This is a genomic window from Bacillus cereus group sp. BfR-BA-01441 (assembly GCF_022663075.1).
Classification (GTDB): domain Bacteria; phylum Bacillota; class Bacilli; order Bacillales; family Bacillaceae_G; genus Bacillus_A; species Bacillus_A cereus.
The window spans coordinates 1-21,887 of the sequence record NZ_JAKUEU010000058.1 but is presented as its reverse complement, the minus strand read 5'-3'; the positions used below and the strand labels follow the sequence as shown (position 1 = coordinate 21,887).

Below are 21,887 nucleotides of genomic sequence, written 5' to 3'. Positions count from 1 at the left end.
CAAATGAAAATGAGATATGAAGTATCTATATTTTTCTGCACATCCAGATGATTTTATGCCAAATTTGCATGCATTACGAATGAGGGTTACAAAGGAAGGAGCATTTTGGGAACGAGATTGTTATCAGTTTTTCATTAAACCATCAAACTTGTCACAGCGAGCAGCCAAACAAGCAGGGGAAATCTATTTGTATCATGTCTATTTCAATGGATGTATACGAGATTTCCTTTTTTTATTGGAGCGATGCTTTAGAGGGACAAGTTATCGCTTTACTGCAATCCGTGGTTTCCTAGAAATAGAAGGGTATTCCCTAAAGAAATGGAAGCCAATTTTACGTAGTCATCATATAAACTCTACTGATGTAGATTGTATTTTCAAGAAAAATGATCTTACAATGATTGTACATCACCATGGAGGTTTAGAGGTAGCTAAGCGTGCGGAGAAAGGCGAGCAATTAAAAAAAGTAAACTTTCTAAATGTAGATAGCTGGTTACAGGCACTTAATCCGACAAAAGAAGATCTATTCTCTTTAACGGGTGTGAGTGTATCTTAATGAGTAATTTGCAAAACTATGTAAAAGTGTATATGCAGAGGGAATGACAGAAATCCGTAGTTAAAAACGACTATGAATTTCTGTCTTTTTATTTTATTGATGAACAAAAAGAATATCTAAATAGAAGTATAAAAAGTTTAATGGAAGTATCTGTTCCATATATAATAAACAGTATACAAGGAGTGGGGAATAATGAATTATAACATTCGAAAAGGTCAATTTCGTTTAACAAGTGCTTATCCAAGAGGTAGCTGGTGGGAATTTTACCGTGTTAAGTGTCCGATTTGTCACGATACAGGTAATTGTATGCTGCATGTTTCGCAAGAGAAGGTAGCATGTACACGTGTAGAAAGTAAATGGATTTACGGAAAAAACACGGGCAACCCAAGCTACATTCACTACATAAATGGAAAAGATAAGTATCAATTGCCCGAGGCGGATGAAGTTCAGATTCATGATAAGAAAAGTAATGAAGAATTAGATGTGTTTAATCGTAAGTTAATGGATTTTATACCATTACAGGAGCATCATCATACACATTTGTTACGAGATAGAAAAATGACTGAAGAACAAATACAAGTACGTCAATATCGTTCTTTCTTAAAACAACAAATTGTGTTAGAGGAGGATAATACGTATACCACCGTTTGGGAACAGTTATTTAAGCAGATTGGTGAGAAAAATTGCTGGCAGGGTGTTCCGGGCTTTTATGAGATGAGGAAAGGTCGACTTTCTCTTCGTTTGATGTCAGGATCTCCTGGTATATTGATTCCTTTTCGAAACCAGTACAATCAAATTGTTGGGTGGCAGGTTCGTGTGGATGAAGTGAAAAACTCCGTTCATGTGAAATCGGCACCTACTGGAGTTCAAGCAGAATTAATTGAACAGCTTAATGTTGTAAAGATAACTAAAAATGGTGATTGTATTTTTGAAGGCGAACTAGAAGTAAGCAAAAAGGTAGAGATTCCATTTCAAGAGGGGCAAATTGTTGTAAAGATCCATAAAGGGCAAAAATATCTGTGGCTCTCATCAACAAACAAAAATCAAGGGACTGGTGCAGGCGGTAGTGAAAATCCACTTCCAGTGCATGTTGCGGTACCAAGTTCTCATTTGAAACATTGGACTTCTGGTACACTTCATCAAACGAAATCAGTAATGATCACAGAAGGACCTATGAAAGCTGATTTGATTGCTGATTTGCTTCCGGAGAGATTTAATAAAGAGGAGATTTCTAAAATAGGAACAACGGTTCTTGCGATTCCTGGTTTGACACTCCCACAGCTAAAGCCGCAAGCTGACTAACGTCAGTGGGATTCTTACTACCAAAGGCGAAGTCCATTTCTGGTATCGCTGACGTGCAAGATTGCGGTGTGCCATCACCACTCCCACAACAGACCATATAGGTTCGTGGGCTACGGTACTGTGACCATACCGTACAGAGTGTTGGTTCTCAAATGTTTTTACGTCTTGTTCTTGACGACTTAATACATTTTACGGAGTAGAAGAATTTGCTACCCCAACCTCATATGTATTCTGTTTTCAGAGAACAGTCGTTTTAAAGTCTTTTGCATGACTATGAATAGAGTATACCATGTTTTGCTATGCAAAAACGATACTTTCATCCCACGTCTAAAGACGGACTAAAGTCCTGTGTGGGCTTTCTCGTATCATAAGTTCTGTAAATGCTTGGCGAATTGCTATGCCTGTATTAAAGGATATGGGTATAGAAAATTTCTATTTAGCGTTTGATGCCGATTTAGTAGAGAATCAAAAAGTAAGGAAAGCTCTTATAGACTTTGCGACAGAGTTAAAGCGAGTGGGCTATAACGTAATCATAGCTGCATGGAATCCAACGCAGGGTAAGGGGCTGGATGATACAATGCAAGCGGGATTTAAACCTGTATTTCAGAGATTGTGAAAGTTATAAAGTAGGTTGATATTTTCATAAATAGGTAGACTGAAAAAGATAGAGTTTTTAATTCTATCTTTTTCTTATATCCAATTAACTAAAAGAAGGGTAGAAGAGAATATGAATACATCTATGAAAAAAAAACTAGTGAATTTACGAGTTGATTTTGCTTTCAAGCGCTTGTTTGGAGTAGAAGGAAATGAAGATATATTAATAGGGTTTCTTAATGCGGTACTACAATCATCTATTGATGAAGAAATTACATCTTTGCACTTAGATGATCCGCATCTTCCAAGAGAGCAGAAGGATGATAAATTATCTATTTTAGATTTGCGAGCTACTCTGAATAATGGTATAAAATTAAATATAGAGATTCAAGTTCGAGACAAAAAAGATATGATAGAGCGTTCTTTGTTCTATTGGTCAGGCATGTATTATTCCCAAATGACTCAAGGGATGAAGTACACAGAATTAAGACCAACCATTTGTATTAACATAGTAGATTTCATTCTGTTTCCAGAAGAGAAAGAGTTTCATAATGTTAATACAGTGATGAACAAGAAATCGAAGCGCATTATTACTGAAAATATGCAGTTGCATTTTCTTGAAATTCCAAAAGTGATTCAAGAATGGCGAGGAGAACGAATGAATCCATGGGAAAATTCTTTAGCGCGTTGGTTATTATTATTCCCTGCGCATGAGGATGAGAGATTAACAACAATCCTGGAGGCGATAGCAATGGAAAAAGATCCAGTTTTGAAAAAAGCAATAGAGGATTGGGAGCGTTTAAGTAGCGATAAGGATTTTTTACGCTTATATGAGGCTAGAGAAAAAGCAATAAAAGATAGAATATCAGAAATAGAAACGGCAGAAGAAAAAGCTGCGAAAAAAGCCGCAGAAATAGCTACCAAGAAAGCCACAGAAGAGACTAGAATTGCAACTAAGATAGAGATGATTCACAATTTAATTAATGTCGGTGTACCTATAGAGAAAGTAGCGGAAGCCACTGAATTAAGTGTGGAAGAGGTTAATGAAATTCTAAAAAATAAAGAGTAAATAGAAATGATATAAAACAGGTAATTGTGATTACAAACAATTACCTGTTTTTTTATTTTTGATTTGTATAAAGACAATAAAGTTATTTAACTTTAATACCTAAAACAAGCATAACCCCATACTAAATTTAGGACGGGGTTAAAATATAGTTATTTAATTTTCGATATAAGATACTTCACTGTACTCAAAAATATAACAATAAAGTCGTTTGGAAATCTAAGGTTTATTCAACAATAGCGCGCGATTCTGGAAAATTTAAAAAACGTTTATTTTTCTTTTAACATTGAATACTTTTGATAATTTTTATAGAAGCTGATACCAACGAAAACAAGCATAAGGGCTGGAAGTAACCTCAAAAGGACAAATGGAGTTTCAAATAATAATGCTTTCCAAAACAATGCACCTTTCATACTCCAAAGACCTTCAGTTAAATATACACCTGAATTCTTGTAAAGTATATGAAAATAAGGAAATAACAGTATACCAATACCAGATGAATAACCCATCAATCTTTTATAATAATTGCTCTTTGATTGGCGATCCGAGAAGATTTCATTTTGATCATCATCTTCTTTTTGCCAATATCGAGTTCCACTAAGCCAGGGCCCCTTTATATAGTTCCAACTGAAATCTTCATATATCCCTCTGTAATCTTTAAACTTTTTCTTTGACAAATAATCTTGATAATCCAGTCGCATCACATATCTTTTGTCGGTTTTTTCGAACGTGTATATTCCTAATCCACTAATATTTGTACAACGATAGCCTTTTTGTAATTGCTCATTCAGCCATTGCTCCTCTTTTTCGATATCAAAAAATATCTTAGCTTTCTTCATTCGATTCACTTCCTTCGTACAGGGATAAAATATGTAATAGTCTATTTTGCTCCATTTTCAAAATGGCACTTCCTTCCGCAGTTATCATATAGACTTTTCTCCGACCTGACTCTCCAACAGATTCAATCCAACCATGCTTATTCAAGTTTTCAATCGCACCGTATAATGTACCAGCTGCTAAAATAACAGTACCGTTACTTATCTTTTCTATCTTCTGCATTACGGCATAGCCATGGAGTGGCTCACGCATAGCTAATAAAATATAATGCATGGTTTCAGACAACGGTAATAATTTATGTTTCATATCCTCACCCTTTATTCAGTTCGACTATATAGTTCAACTTAGTAATAACGTAATACAGTTCAACTGAATAGTCAACAACATTTTCGAAATTAGTCAAAGGAACTTAAAATAAATAGCTTGATAACAAGGGGGAAATCAAGCTAAAAAGTCACTTTCCTTACGTAAGGGAAAGCGACTTTTTGTGTAGTCTTATTCAATTAAAAAATAATAAAGGTGTAAATAAGGGGTTGTATTTTTAAAATCGTATTGCTATAATATACACGTAATAAGATTTTACAATAAAATATAAAATTAATCAGTTCGCATATAAGAGAAGACCTCAATATGCGCCATGTCCTTAGGAGACGTGTGCGTGTATTGGGGTCTTTTTGCGTTTAGCGAGCAAAAACATCCGGAGGTGCAGGAATTATGTTGAATTGGTTGTCTGCAAAACTTATGACAACATCAGTAGGAGATTTCTTACTGGCAAAAAATAGTTTTTCGAAAGGGCTTGGTGGTAATGGTGGTGGCGGTAATGCTGAAACCGTTCAAAAAAGCATGAACACTTTGGTGAAAACCTTAATTGGTTTTGGGGGAATTTGGGTGGCAGCTTGCGTTGTATTTGCAGCTATTAAACTATCTGGAGCACAAGGGAAGAACCCTGAAAACCGTACACAAGCTATGATTGGTTTAGCTTGTGCGGCAATTGGAGGCTTTGTCATGATCAAAGCTTACGATATCGCTGCTTGGGTGACGACAATCTAACATAAGAGTTTGTATAAGCTCTCCTCGATTTGGGGAGAGCTTCTCTTATACAAGGGAGGAAAAAGAATGAGAAAAGTAACTGTTCCTGTTGATATGACCTCGGAACAAAAAACACTATTAGGTGTGCTGAGCAAACGCCAATTGATTTATCTATTGGGTGGCGGAGCATCCCTTTATTTATATGTACCATTTTTATGGCGACTATTTGCACCTATTGATGCAGTAGTAGCGTTTTTTATTTGCTTAATTTTAGCACTACCGACGGTAATAGGTGTTATAACGTTTGCGTTTATATATAAAGAAAAACAACACATGTATCTAGATAAGTATCTACTTATCAAAATGCGTAGCCGCTCCGAAAAAGGTAAGTGGAGAAAAGGGTACGAGCCAACTACATGGGCAAAGGAGAATTTGTAAATGTTAGAAATGATATATTTTGCGGCAATAGCCATTGTAGGATTTTTCTTTTATCGGAAAATGAATGGAAAACCGCTGTTTGGTTCTAAGAAAAAAGGGAAAAAGCAAGGTGGAGTAGAGAAACACACTACTGAAAAAGCTGGAAAGAAAAATAAAAAAAATATGCCTGCTGAATCGGAAATTGATGAGGATAATGTTGACTTCTTTCGTGCTTTTGTAGAAGACATTAAGGAAATCGATAATCATATGATTCGGTATCATGATGATACATTTGTTCTGATTGCGGAAGCACATCCAGTTAACTATTATTTACTCTCCAATATGGAACAAGAAGCAATTGATATCAAAATTGAATCATGGTTAACCACATTAGAATTTAATACGAAAGTATATATTCAAAGTAAGTTTGTGGATTTAACAGATCCTGTACGCAAAATGACAGAAACGATGAAAGGTGCGAAGGACCTTACACCAGAGACGGTTCTATATGGACAAGAAGTTATCGATAACTTAGAGTACTGGCAGCGTTCGCAACCTCGATATGAACAAAAGCGTTATTTAATTTATCCATACAAGGTTGATATTAGTACGATTACTGCTGATACAGAGGAAGAGTTGGAAGAAAAGATTGTGGATAAGGCGTTTAACGAATTATATCGCCGTTATAATGCTTCTCGAAATCTACTATCGAAAGCAAAAATTAATGTAGAAATGTTAACGAAAGATAAATTAATAGAACTTTTATATGTAGCATTTAACCGTCGGAAAGCTGTAAAAGCTCGTTTCCAGGACTTAATTGAAAATGAGAATTTCTCCCTCTATTCAACAGGGGAAACAAATGAAAGAAAACTAGAGTTAATGAAAAAAGTGCTAGCAGAAGAAAAGGCAGAAAAATCAAATAACGGGGTGGCGTAAACATGAAGTTGTTCGGAAGAAAGAAAAAGGAAAAGAAAAAAATAGAAGCAGAAGAGAGGGACGAATTGGAGCTAGAGGAGGAAGAGTTGGAAGAAGAGGAAGTACCGACGCAATTAGACAATCAAACAACAGTGTTTGATGTTATCGCCCCAGAAGGAATGAAAATTGACGCAGAAGATTATGGGGTTATTAAACAATCTTTAGGAAGTAATACGTTCTTCCGTCCGTTTTATATTCCACGTGATGGATATCCACGTATGATGCAAACGAATTGGCTGAACATGTTAACTTCGGCCGGGGAAGTGGATGTCATGATTGATATTCATAAAGAGCCAAAAGCTAAGGCAATGCGATCATTAGATATGCAGCTTACAATGTTACGTTCCAATCTTTCTTTCCAACGTACACGAGGAAACATTGACCAAGAAAAAGACTTAGATGCAAAAATTCAAGATACAAACAATTTAATGGATGAAATCCAGTTCAATGAAAACGACTCGTATATGGTGAGTACAATGGGTGTTGCTTACGCAGAATCAAAGAAAGAATTGGACGTTTTATGTGAGTATATTGAAGATGAAATGCAAGCATCTCATTTTAAGATAGCAAGTACTTGGAACCGTGTGAAAAGTGGTTTGAAAGCTACTATGCCACTAGGGGCACCAAATACGCTGCAAGATACTTATCGAAATATCGATAGACGTGCTCTATGTACATTTGCACCCTTTGTATCAGGATCCGGAAGATTTAACGGTGGTATACCAATAGGAAAGAACAAAATTACTGGCCAAGTAGAATTTTTAAATTCATTCGGGAATGCAGATTATCGTCCACCAAACTATAACATTGGTGTGACAGGAATTTCAGGTTCCGGGAAAAGTTTACTTTTAAAAATGAAGCTCGCTCGTGAAACATCACTTGCAGATACACATGCAATGATTATCGATCCAGAGGGAGAGTTTGTAAAAATTACAAAACGTTTAGGTGGTATTAATCTAAACATTTCTCCTGAAAGTAATATAATTATTAACCCTTGTGCAATCGCTGTAACAGAGCTTCAGATTACGGATAAAGATGAAGAACTAGAAGCACTTGAACAATATGATAAGAAAGAACTCGTAGAACGTGATGGCGTAAAGTATGTGAGATTTGTACCAATTTTAGAGAAAATCAATGAAATACTAGGATTCTTTGACATTATTATTCGTGGGCAAGACTTTGATCAACCAGGATTAAATGTATTCCAACGTACGATGCTAGAAGATGCAATCCGTGAAGTGTTTGATAAACATGGTATTACTTCACATCCTTCTTCCTTATATACAGATGAAGTGAAGAAGGTGGATGGACAATTAATTCAGTCTCAAGTAAGAAAGCCAGAGCCGGAGTTAAAAGAAATCTACGATGTCATAGTAGAACATCATGGAGACGATGTGAAGGCAGAAGAGTTAATCGCTGCGATTCGTCCGTTCTTACGTGATGGGTCAAAACCATTATTTGATGGGCAAAGTCATTTTGGTCGTGGTGTAGAAACACAGTTAAATGAATCACGTGTTGTTAACTTTAATATTAGTCATTTAGAAGAAGGATTCTTAAAACCAATCGCTTTCCACGTTATCTTGAACTATATTTGGGAGCACTGGATTAAGAGTCCAGAACACGCTATCAAACGAAAAGTACTGTATGTGGATGAGATGTGGCAGTTTATCGATTATGAACAAACGGTAAACTTCTTAGAAAAAGTAGCACGTCGTTCACGTAAAAGAAATGCTGGTATGTGTTGGGCGAGTCAGGACTTTGTTCGTATTTTAGAAAATGTAAAAGCTCGCGGTATCTTGCAATCTACTTTTTCTTATTTCTTCTTAGAGCAAAATAAGATTGATAAGAAAAAGATTCAAGAGAACTTTAACTTAACTGCTGGGGAGTTAGATATTATCCTAAACAACCCTGGAAAAGGAGAAGGAATCTTCCGTGTAGGAGATAGTTCGGTTTGGATTCAAACAGATCCATCAGATAAAGAAATGATGTTTATTGAATCGAATGAAGCGGTACTTCAAGAGCTTTTAAACAATATGAAGAAAGTACAAGGGTACGCAGGATAGTAGCGTACCTTTGTAAAGGAAGGTGAAATTATGCTTGAGAAAATAATAGATTGGGTCGGAGGCCTTGTTATCCATATGGTAAAGGCCCTACTAGCGCCTATTTATGGATTTATGGATACTATTCCAGTTCTAGTCTTTGGTGGAGATAAATCTAATCTAGATTTTTTATATGAGAAGAATGCAGTTACGAATGTATTAGATACCGGTATGCCTGTCATGTTTAAACTTGTTGCTTTTTGTGTTCTCGTCAGTGTAGTAATTACAGCAGCAAAATATTCAGCAACGACTCTGAATCCAAATAATCGCACGGCATTAATTGAATATGCAAAAGACTTAATGATTATCTCGATTTGCCTCTGGCATTTAGATTTCTTTTATAATTTTATTTTTGATCTAAATTCTTGGATTATATTAGAGTTTAAAGAGGCGTTAGGGAATTTTAACCCAGATCAGCAAATACCTCTATTAAAGAATGGACTGGCAGACAATAAGACGATTACAGAACTTTCAATGAAAGACCATAAAAATGATTATATGTTTATCATATTCGGACTATTTATTGAAGCTGGATTAATGATATGGGCAAACTTTTATTATTTAATGCGTGCTGTGACACTATACGTATTAATGTTACTAGGCCCTGTAATGGTAGGAATGTGGATGTTCCCACAAAAGAAACAACAGACGTTATATTGGATTCGTGAACTTATGGGTGCAGTATTAATTCAAGCGATTCACGCAATTACCCTATGGTTAGTTATTACACTTATTGGGGGTGCGCAAAATCCTATTATAAAATTAATATTACTTGCGATGTTTATCCCAGTTGGTGAAATCGTGAAAAGCTTTATTGGACTTAGCACCAATGCATCTGCGGGTATTCATAGAGCGGGTACGATGATGGGTATGGGTGCTTTAGCAAGTGTGGCTGGATTGGTTAAAGGTGTTCGTGACGACTACCGTAGTGCAAAAGATAAAGGGAAAGAAAAGAAAGATGGAGAGAAAGATAATAAAGAAGATGCGGATAACCCGAAAGATGCATTAGGAGCGAATTTAGGGACAGATGTTGGTACAACATCTCGTGCAGCTCGTATGTTAAAAGCTGGTCAAATTGGAAGTTCAATTGGTAAAGCAGCGACAGGACTTGCAGGTATGGCAGCGGGAGCTGGTCTTGGACCGGGAGCGATGGTAGCAGGATCGCAAGTTGGAAGTGCATTAGGTAGTGCTCCTGGTGCAGTGGCTGGTAGAAGTGTTGCTGCAGTCGGCGAAGGAGCTGTAGCTTTAGGAAAACATATTGGTTCCAGTGTAAAGAAGGGTGCGGATACTTATTCAAATCTAAATGGCGAATCTTATCCGGAACTAACCGATGAAGATATCGCACAGGATTTAGCTACAAAAGACTTTGAAAATTGGAAAGCTGATAATCCAGATTCTGCAGTCGCAAGTCGTTTAAAACAAGCATTCCCTGGTGCATCTGATGCGGAGATTGCTAAAAAAGTAGCGAAAACAAATAGTGATCAAATGTCTCGTTTCTCAAATCAGCGGAAACAAGATTTACAAAATATGAAGAAAACCGCTACACCATATGGAAATGCTAGAGATTTAGTAAACGCTGCAACGAATGCATTCCAAAAGGGTTATGAGGCAGACCATAAAGATACATTCATGAGTCAATTACCAGAAAACATGTCAGCGGAAGAGAAAGAGAAACATTGGAACGACCATCTGAACACAAAAGTACAAGGATTTAGAAACCACGCAGAACAAGCTGCAACAAAAGCAGGAGCCATGCCAGTTGATGCGAAGGACAAACAAGGAAATAATCTGTTTGATAAGTCCTATGTGAATAAAGATGCGTTTGCTTCCCGACTTGCATTAGGAAAAGTCGGAAAAGCAGTCGAGGATGTAAAAGGAGAAACGTTAGAAAGTGGCCATCAAAATATGGGACAAGTCGGTGCTCTTGTCGGTGCTTCTACTGCTGCATTTAAGAAAGCGTATAGCGCAGATCATAAGGCTGGATTTATGAAACAATTCCCTGCAGATATGCCACAACAAGAAAAAGAAGCAGCATGGAATAAGCATTTAGATCAAAAAGTACAAGGATTTCAAAATCATGCGCAACAAGCGGCAGCATCAGCTGGTATTGTACAGCAAAAAGACGGTACAAACTATGCGAATAAAGAAGCTTTCGCGTCTCATTTATCACAACAGTTACAAAAAAATCCTGGTTTAAATGCTATGGGTGTATCTAGTGTGGCAGGCATTCAGAAGGCAGTCAACGGCGTGAAAACGCATGGTTTGACAAGTGGAACAGGAAGCCAGCAAGCAAAACAAGTAAGTAATGTTGGGAACCTGGTACAAGCTTCTACAGAATCCTTTAAACAGGGCTATGCAGCAGAACAACAGGCAAGCTTTATGAAAAAGTTGTCTCCAACTATGTCTCAACCACAAAAAGAGCAAGCTTGGCAGTCGCACCTAAATGAAAAAGGAAATGAATTTAAAGCAGTCGCACAACAAGCGGCAGTACAAGCGGGAGCGATGCCCGTACAGGCGAAAGATACGAGTGGTAAGAGTCTACATAATCAATCGTATATTAATAAAGATGCGTTTGCTTCGCAATTAACGAAAGGATTACAAAGCCATGCAAGTCTTGGAACAGTGAGTCAACAAGTAGGTTCTGGAATTACTAGTGCGATTCAAGGTGTTCGTTCACATGGTGTTGCAACAGGTGGCGCAATTAATAAAGCTGTATATGCTGCGACACAAACACAAGCGAGTATCGCACGTGCAGGAGATCTTTCCGTTGCGGAAATTGAACGCTCTTATGCAGATGCATCAACAAGTGTAGCGAATATTGCACAAAGTGCTGGTAAAATGTCTATCCCAACTTCAGCAGTGGGACGTATGACACAGCAAAGTACAAAACTTGGCATGAGTGTAATGGAAGGTGCGAAACACCTTATGCTTGCGGATCGCATTGATACGGTAGCAAATGCATACTTTAGTGCCGCGAGTGCTGTTCAACAATCCGGAGGGAATGCAGTACAAAGAGTGATAAGTGGGACTACTGCTGCAGTTAGTACATCATTAGGTGGGAATGCAGCAGAGCGCCACTATAATGTGACAAAAGGCTTAAGTTACGCCGCAGGTGTGATTGGTGGTGCGGGTGCTTATCAAGCAACTGCACGTATGGTAAGTAAACATAATCCGTATAACAGTGCAGTTCGTACAGAAGCAAAAGAGATTCAGGAAATTCAACAGATGGTACCGACAACAACAGATCATACAGGCGCGCAATCGGTTGTAAAAGGTGCCGTACGTCTTGTGACGACAAATAATAAATCTTGGATTGAAGCAAAAGACGCTAGTGGTATGACACAAGTTGTATCTCGTTATGGTAGTGGAGATAGCAGTATACGTTCTGGACAAGTCGTATATCAGGACTTAAATATTGCAGATGGACAATTAACGCAGTATCGTAATGGTGCGAAAGCATCTCCGGCTTATATACAAGATTCAAGTGGTGGAAAAATCAATATCAATCGCTCGATTAATGTAAATCCAAATCAATTAGTAGGAAACCAAAGTCAAAGACCGTTACAACAGAAACCGGTATTTAATGAACCACCACTTACGGTCAATCACAAAGTAGACAATGGTCACTTCTATATGTCTGATTTAGACCAAGGTGGCTATAAGAATGTACAAATGGTTGTAGAAAGAGATCGTAGTTACATGGTTGCGACAACAACAGACGGTACAGTGTCACGTATTTCGCCATTCGGAAAAGGAGATACGCGTTTACAAGCAAACCAAAGGATTGAAAGAGCTTGTGAAGTGAAAGACAGTAGTATTAAGCCAAGAGAAGAAATCTTAGTCACACAAACACAGGACGAAGTAGTCCGTACAGAGACGCATTTGAATTTATCAGAACATGACCCACAAAATCTGATTCCATTTGCACCAAATCCTCGCTTAGCACAGCGAAGAGGAAGAAATTCTCAAAATGGAAAATATGGTGTGATAAGTCTATGAGTCAAAATCCTAACGATCCCAATGAACAGAAAAAAAGTAATCCTTTAAAAGATGTAGCTTCCCACTTTATTAAGAAAAAAGGGATGCAAGCGCGTGGGAAGATGGCAAAATTAGCAGGGAAAGCAGGAAAGGCGGCAGCGAAAGCTGCTGCCAAAATGCTAAAAGCAGGTATTTTAAAAATTGTGGGTGCTGTTGTAGCAGCGGTTGGAGTACCTGCCGCTTTGGTAATGGGAGTAATTATTGCTGTGTGTGTGATTTTAGTCTCTTTTGTACCTTTTACCGATGATGAAGGTAAGACAGAGGAACAAGTAAAAAAATATATGGAAGTCTCAATGGCTTTGAATGTGGATTGGAAAGAGGTCGTCGCCTTTGACATGGCACGATATGATAATGATTTAACTGGTAAAGATCCGCATGATGCTATATCATATTTCTTGGATATCCAATATGAAGAATATACGGAAAAAGAGGTATGCGAGGCGGGACCGAATGGTCCTTGCGAAAAAAAGAAAAAGGAGATGCAAAAAACAAAATCTGAAAGTTACTCCGGACCAGATGTAAAAAAGATATTAGGAGATACAGATTTTAAGAAAAAAATAGATGAGATTAATGCAAGTGGAAGCAAAAAAGTGACAACATCTTCTCATGGGCTAGAGAAAGCTATGGAACTCGCAAAGTTTAGTAAAAGTCAAAAAGAACGTGCTCGTGAGATATTAGAAGCCGGGATGTTAGAAGGTATGTATGGACATCTAGCACCTTCTAGTAATTTTGTTGGTGGTATGTGTGTAGGTAATGTGAGTCCTGGCGGGGAGCCTGTCAATCTTAATGCAAAAGTTACAGGATATCTTCCAAAGATTAAAGAAATGGCAGAAAAACATGGTGTTGCTCAATATGTTGGTATTTTGGCTGCCCAAATGATGCAGGAATCAGGTGGAGCAGGAAATGACCCGATGCAGGCTTCAGAGGGGCAATATGGAGACATGAGCTCATCTTGTATTGGTGTAAAGGGAAATGCTCGTGTAGGTTGTATTAAAGATCCCAATATTTCTATAGAAGCAGGTGTACGGGAATTTAAAGATGTACTAGGAAAGGCCAATGGTGACATTGCACTCGCTTTGCAGTCATACAACTTTGGCGAAGGTTTTATTAGTTACGCTTTAGCAAAGGGTGGCTATTCAGAAGAAACAGCTATTGAGTTCTCAAGAAGTAAGAATCATTTAAATCCAGGTGGTTGCTCCGATCCGAATAACTTCCGAACCAAGGTAAATGCGTGTTATGGAGATTTTACATATGTTTCCAAAGTTTTGAAATATTACAAAGATTTAGGTTGTGTAGCAAATGGAGATGGAGAATGGATTTCTGATAAAGGTTGGAAATGGCCAACGAAATCAGGGCGTATTACAGGTACATTTGATGAAATTCATAATAACAAACCGCATAATGCTGTAGATATTGGAGCCATGACCGCTGGAAAACCAGGAGACCCTGTATGGTCGATGGAAGCAGGAGTAGTTACAGCTCAAACAGGATATGTAAACTACGGTGGTCTAGGTGTCTATATTGACCATGGAAATGGCATTGTATCCCGTTATTTACACTTGAGTAAGATTTCAGTTACTCCAGGAACTATGGTAACAAAAGGACAAATTATCGGGGAAATGGGTGGTTCTAACTATGTTGGTGGTGTTCTGAACATGCTTGGATACGCTGTCCATTTAGATTTCCAAATTCGTATAAACGATCAACCGATGGATCCAATGAAGTTCTTTAAGAAAAATGATGATCCAGGGTTATCATCTGGTGGTTCTCCTACCATGACAAATGCTAAACGACAAAAGGTACTGGAAGAAGCGAAAAAATGGCTAGGGCAAGGAAAAGTCAGATATGTATTAGGAGACCGTAATCCACCAGGTGGCTCTTCAGATTGCTCAGGATTTACGCAGTATGTCTTTAGAACAAGCATAGGTGTACAACTTGGAGATTGGACAGGTGCTCAAGTCGGACAAGGTAAACAAGTACCAGATATCAATCATGCACAACCAGGGGATCTTATTTTCTATGAAAACCCAGGGCACGTTGCAATTTATATGGGGAATCAAAGAATGATTCATATTGGTGATAATAAAGGTGTACAAATTACAGGTCTAAACTATACGGCAAGAGGTCAACATATGACGCAAATTCGTAATGTTATAGACTGATTTGGGATGTGAAGAAATGAAGAAAGTCATGAATGTGTTAGCGAATCTGCCTCGTAAGTACTTAGTTATATTGGGGATTATTGTGTTGGTAGTAGGCGTTGCTACTTATAATACTATTCATCGTTACATGATGAAATCTCAAGTACAAGAGGAAGAGCAAGTCAATCAAGATGAAATCGAGATGCTTGGAGATAAGCCAAAGGGATTTGATACAAAAGAAGAGGAATATATCGCAAAGACAAAAACTGTAGAGGATTTACTACGAAAAATTTCTAATAGTAGTTATGATGTACCGTACTTGTTTACAAAGGCTGGATTTGGTATTGAACCAATGAAAATGACAAGCAATGAGCGTATGCTTGCTACAGAAGCTGTACAACGATATTTCCTAAATGGGGATAAGTTTTACAATGCGCGAATTACCAAAATTGACCGTGGGAAAAAAGTAGATACGTTTCATATTGAAGTTTTAATTCAACAGGTAAACTTCTTAGAACCACGACAATTTAAAGTGCAGGTAAACAAATATGCACAAATTGTAACACCAATTGCACAAATTCCACATGGACAAGAAGAAGTACCTGTGGATTAAGAAGGAAATGAGGGTTGTGGAAGAAAAAACACAACCCTTTTATAAAAAAATAAAGAGTACCTAAAAACATTTATTGAATATTCATAATTTTCTAATATAATAAAACCATGGTTAAATAAATTTTGTATATAACGCTAAAATGAGATAGATATGGAAGAATACAAATGAGGATGTTAATTAGAACAGCTGCGAATTTTGTTTCGGGGTATTATATAGGACGAAATTCTGAATTATTAGGAACGTTGCTTGGCTTGGCTGGGCTTTTCTGTTGGGTGGTGTCTATCTGTTAATAGAGAATTGGGATAGTATCACAGTATGGATGCATAATTTGAATATTGTACAAGGACTTGATGGTACGAAGACATGAGCAATGGCTTTATTTTTATCTGCTTGGTAGTAAGTGGCTTTATTCTCATCTTGTTGTCACCGATTTTCGTTATCTTATTAGTAGTTTGTTTCGTGTTAATGAATATTGTAGCTTGTACACTTGTGTTATTAACATCCATACATAAAGAAGAAAGATAAGGAGAGTGAATGGGGATGAGTACAATTCTAGTTTTAGGTGGATCTAATGGAAAGGCGTTAGAGAAGTTGGCCAAAAAAAAGAGACTGTCAGGTTATTTTCCATGATGGGAAAAATCATGGAGGCGTAAAGAAAACGTTTAGAAGTGTTATAAAAAAATTCGATGTTATTGTCATTAAAAAAGGTGCATGTGGTCATGTGTCCATAGATGTAGCCAAAGATTACGCGAAGAAGTATGATATCCCACTATTATTTAATCAGGGATTTGGTGGAACTGGTGCGCTTGAAATGGGATTAAAGCATTTGAAGGTTGTATGAGGTTTGATACATATCTATGGAATTATAATTGTTAAATTAATATATAACATTAAAAAGGTAGTGGCACGTAAGTGGTTTTTCTGGAAGAGTTTAGAGGGTACTTTGAAGTTAAGTTTTTACAACAAATTAGTTTGTTAGAAAACTAAGCAAATTAGTTATTTGGGAGAGATTAGTAGCTGAAATGCTAGATATCTAGCATTTCAGTGGGGTGTTTATCCATTTTTATTATGGGAGTTTTTCAACTTCCTATTAGAAGAAATAACTCCACAAAATATAGCAATAAAAATTGCGGCCCAGGTTCCCATAGACATAGAGATTCCGCCTAGTAATAAAATGAATTACTTCTATATTTTAACATTATTAAATGTTTTGTTGTTAAAAAATTGAGATATTACACAAATGAGATGTTATAAAACTAAACAAAATCCTTATTTAAATAGAGAAGCCCTAGAGTTAGGGGGGTCTAGGGCTTCAGGTCTGAGTATATCTCACACGGTATTATAAAGAGAAAAGAACGTATTGAAGATAACATATTAATGTTTCATAAATGTATCAAAAAAGTGAACAAATTTTTATTTTATTAATTTGTAGGTTGATACAGTTCCCCAAACGAAAAGAACCAAGTAGAAAAGTCTTTGTAGTAGACCCGCAGGTAAGGGGAAAAGAAAAACAAGTGAGATAAGGATTATTATTACTATTAAGCTTAGTAAACAGAAATATGTCCATTTTCTAGCTTTTTTAAGATTCTTAGCAAAAATAAATAGTCCTGGAAATACAGTAAGCATACCTATCCAAACTAGAATAGAATGTCCAATTAGGTTTACATCTGCAGGAATTAATCCTGAAACTATAGTGGAGATTCCTATTATAAGTATAAAAAGTGTTGCTATTTTATTAATTCTTGTTTTTTCTAGATGTTGTGAAATATATAGTACTCCAATACAAAATGTTATTCCATTAATAACAAAGAGTAAATTCATCCAAAAATGATTAGGGGAGCATATTTCATACGGAGCTATTTCGTAGGTGAATTCTCCACAGGTTGTTACACCTAGATCACTCATTGCGTGACGCAAATAGTTATAAGGTGCTGTAGAAGTGAAAATAAAGAAAGGTTCAATTAAAAAGTATAGGCAAGTTGCAATCCAGCTAAATAAGCCAAACCTGTTTGATATATGCATTAGATTCCTCCTTTTGAAAAAGTATATTTCCATTATAGGTGGTTACATCATTAAAAGTGAAAATTTTCAAGTTGAGATTCGATAACCCTGTTCAACAATATGAGTTTTTCTGGAAAAATGTGTTTAGCGGAAAGACGTAGAGAAAATGGATAGATCAAAATTTAACAAAATCGTTAATTAAATAACAAAAAATGGAGGGTAAATACATAAACATGAATAATAGTAATATACATAAATCAGGTTATATCATACTTATATATTTTATAATGACTCAATTTGTTGGAATTATAGGTGTACAATTGCTAGCGAAGACGGGCTGGTATGATATTCAGGGAAACCAACAGCAAGCAATCCAGCAACTTCTCGTGCATTGGGAACTAATTGGGTTTTCACTTACGTTGATAATCTTTTTTCTTATATATAGAAAAGAGTTAATGAAAGATACAAAGTTATCGATTACATTATCTAGGAGCACATTTGTATGGATTTTAGTTGGGATCATATTAGTATTTCTTGGGCAGATGGTTGGCAGTCTTTTAGATAAGAGTATATTCCAGCTAACTACGCAATCAGCAAATACATCTAGTGCAGTCGCTGATGCAGCAATATCTCCTATGGCACTTATTTCAATTGTTCTTCTTGCACCTTTAGTAGAAGAGTTTGTTTTTCGTTATGCGGCTATAAATATTTTAACTCAAAAGTTTAAACAAACTTGGAGTATATTAATAAGCTCATTGTTCTTTGCTATTATGCATTTTGATTTTCCATTTATATTTGGATACTTTTTAATTGGGATTATACTGGCTGTAATATATATACGTACAAATAGGTTACTAGTATCATTTGTTGTTCATGCTTGTATGAACTTAATTGTTGTTATATTCCAGATTTCTTGATGAAAAAGCAGCGGATTTGTGCAATTTACTAGTGTGGTTTAGTTTTTTATTTTTATGAATTTTAAAATTATGGTAATATTAATAGGATTACATTTGAAAATGTGGGTTCAAGTTGCTGTATTGACTGAATTGCACCAAAAAACCAATTCCATTACACGGGAATTGGTTTTTTGGTGTGTGTTGTTAGCATAATTATTGACGGCCTAAAGGAGATTTGTTTCTTTGTAGTTTAGTATAACTTAGATAAAAAGAAAATTCAAAAACAAAATGATGCATTTTTACATATTTTTAAATTACAACATAAAAATGTAAATATATGGTTTATAATGAATGGTGAAACACTCTCCTATGTTTCTAGTGATTGTATTTTTTATCTGTTTTTGGTGCGAAATCTGTTGATGGATTTTGCACTTTTTTATTTATTGTTTAATAGGTTTAATTTAATTATTTGAAAGGGGGAAATTAGTATGTTTGGGAATAAAGAAAATGAAATTAAAGAATACCTTATACAAGAAGGTTATGAGATTAAAGAATATTTAAGAAAAAATGGAGATTGGTACTATTTTAAAGTACATACTTTTTGGTCTGGAAAACATTTAGTAAAAGTAAAAGATGGAGTATTTGGTTTTAGAATAGAAAAAGCGTAAATCCCATAATAAAAATACTGTAACTAGCAAAATTAAAGTTTACTTTCATTTCTTTCATCTTTACCCCAATTAGTTCTATAAGGGGTCTTGCAAACAAAACGCGGATTTTGTACGTTATCAAGACCTAAATCCAAAAAATACTTAAAATATCACGATCCTAACATATTGTATATGACTAATATGTTAGGATCATTTATTTTGGGTAATGAGTTTTGAAACTAAATTTGAATAGTATTTTTCTCAATCTGGATAGAAATAAGAAAAATACCATAAACGGTCATTTTTAGTACTACTTTCTCTTAAATTTGATAGATAAAATACCTTATTAATGAAAAATCACTTAATTTGCCCTTACGGGAAATATCAAATATTAATAGAAATATGAAAATTCATATAATTATATATAAAGAAATGATAAAATTAGCACTGATATAGAGGATATATCTTGAAAAATAGAATAGGAGGTAAATTTGTGAAAGTAATTAAGAAATTATTTTTAAGTTTTATGACATGTATTTTATTATTCAGTACATTAGGAACAACTTTTGCAGAACAAAATAGTCAAGGGAATGCAGTATCTTTTATTGACGTACCTAAAACGCACTGGGCGTATAAAGAAATGATGTATATGGCTGAGAATAAGATTATAACAGGCTACGGAAATGGGTATTTCGGTGCTGCCGATCCTATTATTCGCGAACATCTTGCTGCTTTCTTGTATCGGTATTTAAAACCGCAAGATAGTACAAATAATCCATTTGTTGATATTGGTGACAGCAATTTCAAAAAGGAAATCTTGGCACTTACTGCACTGGGCGTATTTAGCGTAAATGCAGAGAAACAATTCAACCCCAAAAATAATATGACACGCGCTGAAATGGCTGCAGTGCTTGTTAGAACATTCGATTTAAAACCGCAAGGAAATGTTGAATTTACAGATATGAAAGGTCACTGGGCCAATGAATATGTCAAAATTTTAGCTAGCAATAACATAACGAATGGTACAGGTGACGGTAACTTCAATCCAAATGGTTTAGTTACAAGAGAACAATTTTCTGTATTTTTATATCGAACAATTATGAAAGTAACAGATATAAAAAATAACGAATCGGTTGCAACGTATAAAGAGTATGTCATACAACGGCCGACTTTGTTATATAGTGAGCCTTCTTATTTGAAACAAGCAAACGATGACATTAATCCCCGTACTGTCACGGTAACAGAAGAAAAGGGGAATGGATGGAAGAAAATAAAAACGCAAAACGGAGAAAAATGGGTTGCACCAGAAGGACAAAAATATAATTTACAATTCAATGTAAAAATGTATCTTAAGCCTTCAATAGAGGAAAAGAGCACGGGAGTATTGGGTGCACAAATGGTAACGCTACTGGATGAACAACCAGATGGTTGGAAAAAGGTTCTTACAGATGCGGGTACGCGCTGGATTGCACCAGAGGGTATAAATTATAAGGTAGAAAACGGGCAAACACTTTATTCTACTCCAGATTTTAAAAGTACTGCAGTAGGTAGTATTGCTCCCCAAACAGTCAAAGTTGTTGATGTACAGGATAATGGGTGGCTGAAAATTAAAACTTATATGGGTGACACATGGATTGCTCCACATGGTGTTAAATACGAATTGAAACAAAATGCAGCAATATATAGAGAACCATCATTTCTTGCAGAAAAAGAAGAATATGGTTTAATGCCACAAACAGTAATTTTACTAGAAGATAGATCAGAGGGCTGGAAACGAATCAAAACAGCTTATGGGGATCGTTGGATCGTTCCTGAGGGAGTACCGTATCAAGTTACGAAAAACACAAAAATATATAAGGAGTTAGATTTTACTCAAAATGAAGGGATAATTAATTCTGAAAAAGTCTCTATTATTGGCGAGCAACCAGGTGGCTGGTATCAAATAAAAAGCTCAAGAGGTACTCATTGGATTGCTCCAAATGGTATAAAGTATAGAGTCACAAAAGATCTAAAATATGGAGCGTCTAGTGATATACTTAGTCCAAAGAATGGTACGTTTCCAAAGGGAACAATTGTGACTTTAGTCGACCGCGATCAAATATTAATGGACAATCAATATGTATATACATTTTTATCTTATTTTTCCCTAGAGCTTATCGAGAAAACAAATCTAAAATATACGAACCAACCCAATGTTTACGCATCTTTACAACAGATAAGTAACATTGTTAATACTGGCCATGACGATGGGATAACTGAACTTATATTTAAAGACCTAGCAAATTGGAAAATTGATATTCCAGAAATAGATTTTAACATGCCTAAAATCAACATCAACATCGATTTAAACTTTACAGACTTTAATAAAGCGATGGAAGAATTGGAGAAAACCACTAAAGAATTGGAGAAAACCATTAAAGAATTAGAAGCCAATAATGTAAAATTGGAAAAAACAATGAAAGAAATGAACGATGCAATACGACTAGCCAATGAAGGCATGCAGCAAATGAAGAATGGTATGCAACAAATGATTCAAGGGGTAAACCAAGCGAATTCAGGTTTGCGAGAAATGAATAATGCAGTTGATCAGTCCAATGCAGGTATGCAAAAAATGATTCAAGGTGTTAACCAAGCGAATTCAGGTTTGCAAGGAATGAACAATGCAGTTGACCAGGCCAA

At 36.0% G+C, this 21,887-nt stretch carries 15 protein-coding genes and 4 pseudogenes; 16 read left to right on the top strand and 3 right to left on the bottom strand.

The annotated features are described in order from the left end of the window. Window positions 1-3: 3 nt before the first annotated feature. The 4 genes and pseudogenes from MR107_RS20985 (at window position 4) to MR107_RS20970 (ending at window position 3,518) form a co-directional block, all read left to right on the top strand. A pseudogene (locus tag MR107_RS20985) lies at window positions 4-553 on the top strand (hypothetical protein). A 192-nt stretch (window positions 554-745) separates the two neighbouring features. Then, a pseudogene (locus MR107_RS20980) lies at window positions 746-1,840 on the top strand (DUF3854 domain-containing protein); the annotation flags it as partial. Window positions 1,841-2,252: 412 nt separating this feature from the next. Next, window positions 2,253-2,471: a DUF3854 domain-containing protein gene (locus MR107_RS20975; protein WP_472926406.1), complete on the top strand. Its 219-nt coding sequence runs from the start codon at window positions 2,253-2,255 to the stop codon at window positions 2,469-2,471. A 111-nt stretch (window positions 2,472-2,582) separates the two neighbouring features. Further along, a complete protein-coding gene (locus MR107_RS20970; RefSeq protein ID WP_242292660.1) occupies window positions 2,583-3,518 on the top strand; it encodes an Rpn family recombination-promoting nuclease/putative transposase in 936 nt (311 codons plus the stop codon). Between the two features lie 266 nt (window positions 3,519-3,784). Here MR107_RS20970 and MR107_RS20965 read toward each other — a convergent pair whose 3' ends face one another. Further along, a complete protein-coding gene (locus MR107_RS20965) occupies window positions 3,785-4,354 on the bottom strand; it encodes a DUF2812 domain-containing protein (RefSeq protein ID WP_242292659.1) in 570 nt (189 codons plus the stop codon). Then, window positions 4,341-4,658 carry a PadR family transcriptional regulator gene (locus MR107_RS20960; protein ID WP_000681020.1) on the bottom strand — a complete coding sequence of 106 codons (318 nt, stop codon included), beginning with the start codon at window positions 4,656-4,658 and terminating at the stop codon, window positions 4,341-4,343. The genes MR107_RS20965 and MR107_RS20960 overlap by 14 nt, the downstream gene beginning before the upstream one ends. A 408-nt stretch (window positions 4,659-5,066) precedes the next feature. Between MR107_RS20960 and MR107_RS20955 the strand changes: the two genes are divergently transcribed. The 9 genes and pseudogenes from MR107_RS20955 to MR107_RS20915 all read left to right on the top strand — a co-directional run bounded on the left by MR107_RS20955 (window position 5,067) and on the right by MR107_RS20915 (window position 16,505). Continuing rightward, window positions 5,067-5,402 (top strand): hypothetical protein, encoded by a 336-nt coding sequence (locus MR107_RS20955; RefSeq protein ID WP_000935868.1) that lies wholly within the window; start codon window positions 5,067-5,069, stop codon window positions 5,400-5,402. A 66-nt stretch (window positions 5,403-5,468) separates the two neighbouring features. After that, window positions 5,469-5,819 carry a PrgI family protein gene (locus tag MR107_RS20950; RefSeq protein WP_001233532.1) on the top strand — a complete coding sequence of 117 codons (351 nt, stop codon included), beginning with the start codon at window positions 5,469-5,471 and terminating at the stop codon, window positions 5,817-5,819. Then, entirely contained in the window at window positions 5,820-6,734 is a 915-nt protein-coding gene (locus MR107_RS20945) for a hypothetical protein (protein WP_000892003.1), read from the top strand. Window positions 6,735-6,736: 2 nt separating this feature from the next. Beyond that, window positions 6,737-8,836: a VirB4 family type IV secretion system protein gene (locus tag MR107_RS20940; RefSeq protein WP_000765120.1), complete on the top strand. Its 2,100-nt coding sequence runs from the start codon at window positions 6,737-6,739 to the stop codon at window positions 8,834-8,836. A 30-nt stretch (window positions 8,837-8,866) separates the two neighbouring features. After that, the gene (locus MR107_RS20935) at window positions 8,867-12,871 is read left to right on the top strand and encodes a TrbL/VirB6 family protein (protein WP_242292658.1); all 4,005 of its coding nucleotides are present in this window, start codon (window positions 8,867-8,869) and stop codon (window positions 12,869-12,871) included. Further along, complete coding sequence (locus MR107_RS20930) at window positions 12,868-15,072, top strand: lysozyme family protein (RefSeq protein ID WP_242292657.1); 2,205 nt, start codon at window positions 12,868-12,870, stop codon at window positions 15,070-15,072. Before MR107_RS20935 ends, MR107_RS20930 begins: the two co-directional genes overlap by 4 nt. 16 nt (window positions 15,073-15,088) lie before the next feature. Then, complete coding sequence (locus MR107_RS20925) at window positions 15,089-15,664, top strand: hypothetical protein (RefSeq protein ID WP_000757467.1); 576 nt, start codon at window positions 15,089-15,091, stop codon at window positions 15,662-15,664. Between the two features lie 164 nt (window positions 15,665-15,828). After that, window positions 15,829-16,208, top strand: a pseudogene (locus MR107_RS20920) (hypothetical protein). Next, window positions 16,199-16,505, top strand: a pseudogene (locus tag MR107_RS20915) (DUF2325 domain-containing protein). Before MR107_RS20920 ends, MR107_RS20915 begins: the two co-directional pseudogenes overlap by 10 nt. A 572-nt stretch (window positions 16,506-17,077) precedes the next feature. Here MR107_RS20915 and MR107_RS20910 read toward each other — a convergent pair. After that, the gene (locus tag MR107_RS20910) at window positions 17,078-17,686 is read right to left on the bottom strand and encodes a DUF998 domain-containing protein (RefSeq protein ID WP_065705131.1); all 609 of its coding nucleotides are present in this window, start codon (window positions 17,684-17,686) and stop codon (window positions 17,078-17,080) included. 212 nt (window positions 17,687-17,898) lie between these two features. On the opposite strand from MR107_RS20910, the gene MR107_RS20905 reads away from it, so the two are divergent. The 3 genes from MR107_RS20905 to MR107_RS20895 form a co-directional block, all read left to right on the top strand. Beyond that, window positions 17,899-18,582, top strand: coding sequence for a CPBP family intramembrane glutamic endopeptidase (locus tag MR107_RS20905; RefSeq protein ID WP_242292656.1), 684 nt, complete (start codon window positions 17,899-17,901; stop codon window positions 18,580-18,582). A gap of 467 nt (window positions 18,583-19,049) precedes the next feature. Further along, window positions 19,050-19,229, top strand: coding sequence for a hypothetical protein (locus MR107_RS20900; RefSeq protein WP_000467736.1), 180 nt, complete (start codon window positions 19,050-19,052; stop codon window positions 19,227-19,229). A gap of 472 nt (window positions 19,230-19,701) precedes the next feature. Continuing rightward, the coding region (locus MR107_RS20895) for an S-layer homology domain-containing protein (RefSeq protein WP_242292655.1) at window positions 19,702-21,887 on the top strand (2,186 nt) is incomplete at its 3' end.

Coding starts and splice junctions, on each gene's coding strand:
- MR107_RS20965 (WP_242292659.1), bottom strand. CDS start 4,354: ATGAAGAAAGCTAAGATATTTTTTGATATCGAAAAAGAGGAGCAATGG.
- MR107_RS20925 (WP_000757467.1), top strand. CDS start 15,089: ATGAAGAAAGTCATGAATGTGTTAGCGAATCTGCCTCGTAAGTACTTA.
- MR107_RS20970 (WP_242292660.1), top strand. CDS start 2,583: ATGAATACATCTATGAAAAAAAAACTAGTGAATTTACGAGTTGATTTT.
- MR107_RS20950 (WP_001233532.1), top strand. CDS start 5,469: ATGAGAAAAGTAACTGTTCCTGTTGATATGACCTCGGAACAAAAAACA.
- MR107_RS20900 (WP_000467736.1), top strand. CDS start 19,050: ATGTTTGGGAATAAAGAAAATGAAATTAAAGAATACCTTATACAAGAA.
- MR107_RS20935 (WP_242292658.1), top strand. CDS start 8,867: ATGCTTGAGAAAATAATAGATTGGGTCGGAGGCCTTGTTATCCATATG.
- MR107_RS20975 (WP_472926406.1), top strand. CDS start 2,253: ATGCCTGTATTAAAGGATATGGGTATAGAAAATTTCTATTTAGCGTTT.
- MR107_RS20960 (WP_000681020.1), bottom strand. CDS start 4,658: ATGAAACATAAATTATTACCGTTGTCTGAAACCATGCATTATATTTTA.
- MR107_RS20905 (WP_242292656.1), top strand. CDS start 17,899: ATGAATAATAGTAATATACATAAATCAGGTTATATCATACTTATATAT.
- MR107_RS20955 (WP_000935868.1), top strand. CDS start 5,067: ATGTTGAATTGGTTGTCTGCAAAACTTATGACAACATCAGTAGGAGAT.
- MR107_RS20945 (WP_000892003.1), top strand. CDS start 5,820: ATGTTAGAAATGATATATTTTGCGGCAATAGCCATTGTAGGATTTTTC.
- MR107_RS20930 (WP_242292657.1), top strand. CDS start 12,868: ATGAGTCAAAATCCTAACGATCCCAATGAACAGAAAAAAAGTAATCCT.
- MR107_RS20940 (WP_000765120.1), top strand. CDS start 6,737: ATGAAGTTGTTCGGAAGAAAGAAAAAGGAAAAGAAAAAAATAGAAGCA.
- MR107_RS20910 (WP_065705131.1), bottom strand. CDS start 17,686: ATGCATATATCAAACAGGTTTGGCTTATTTAGCTGGATTGCAACTTGC.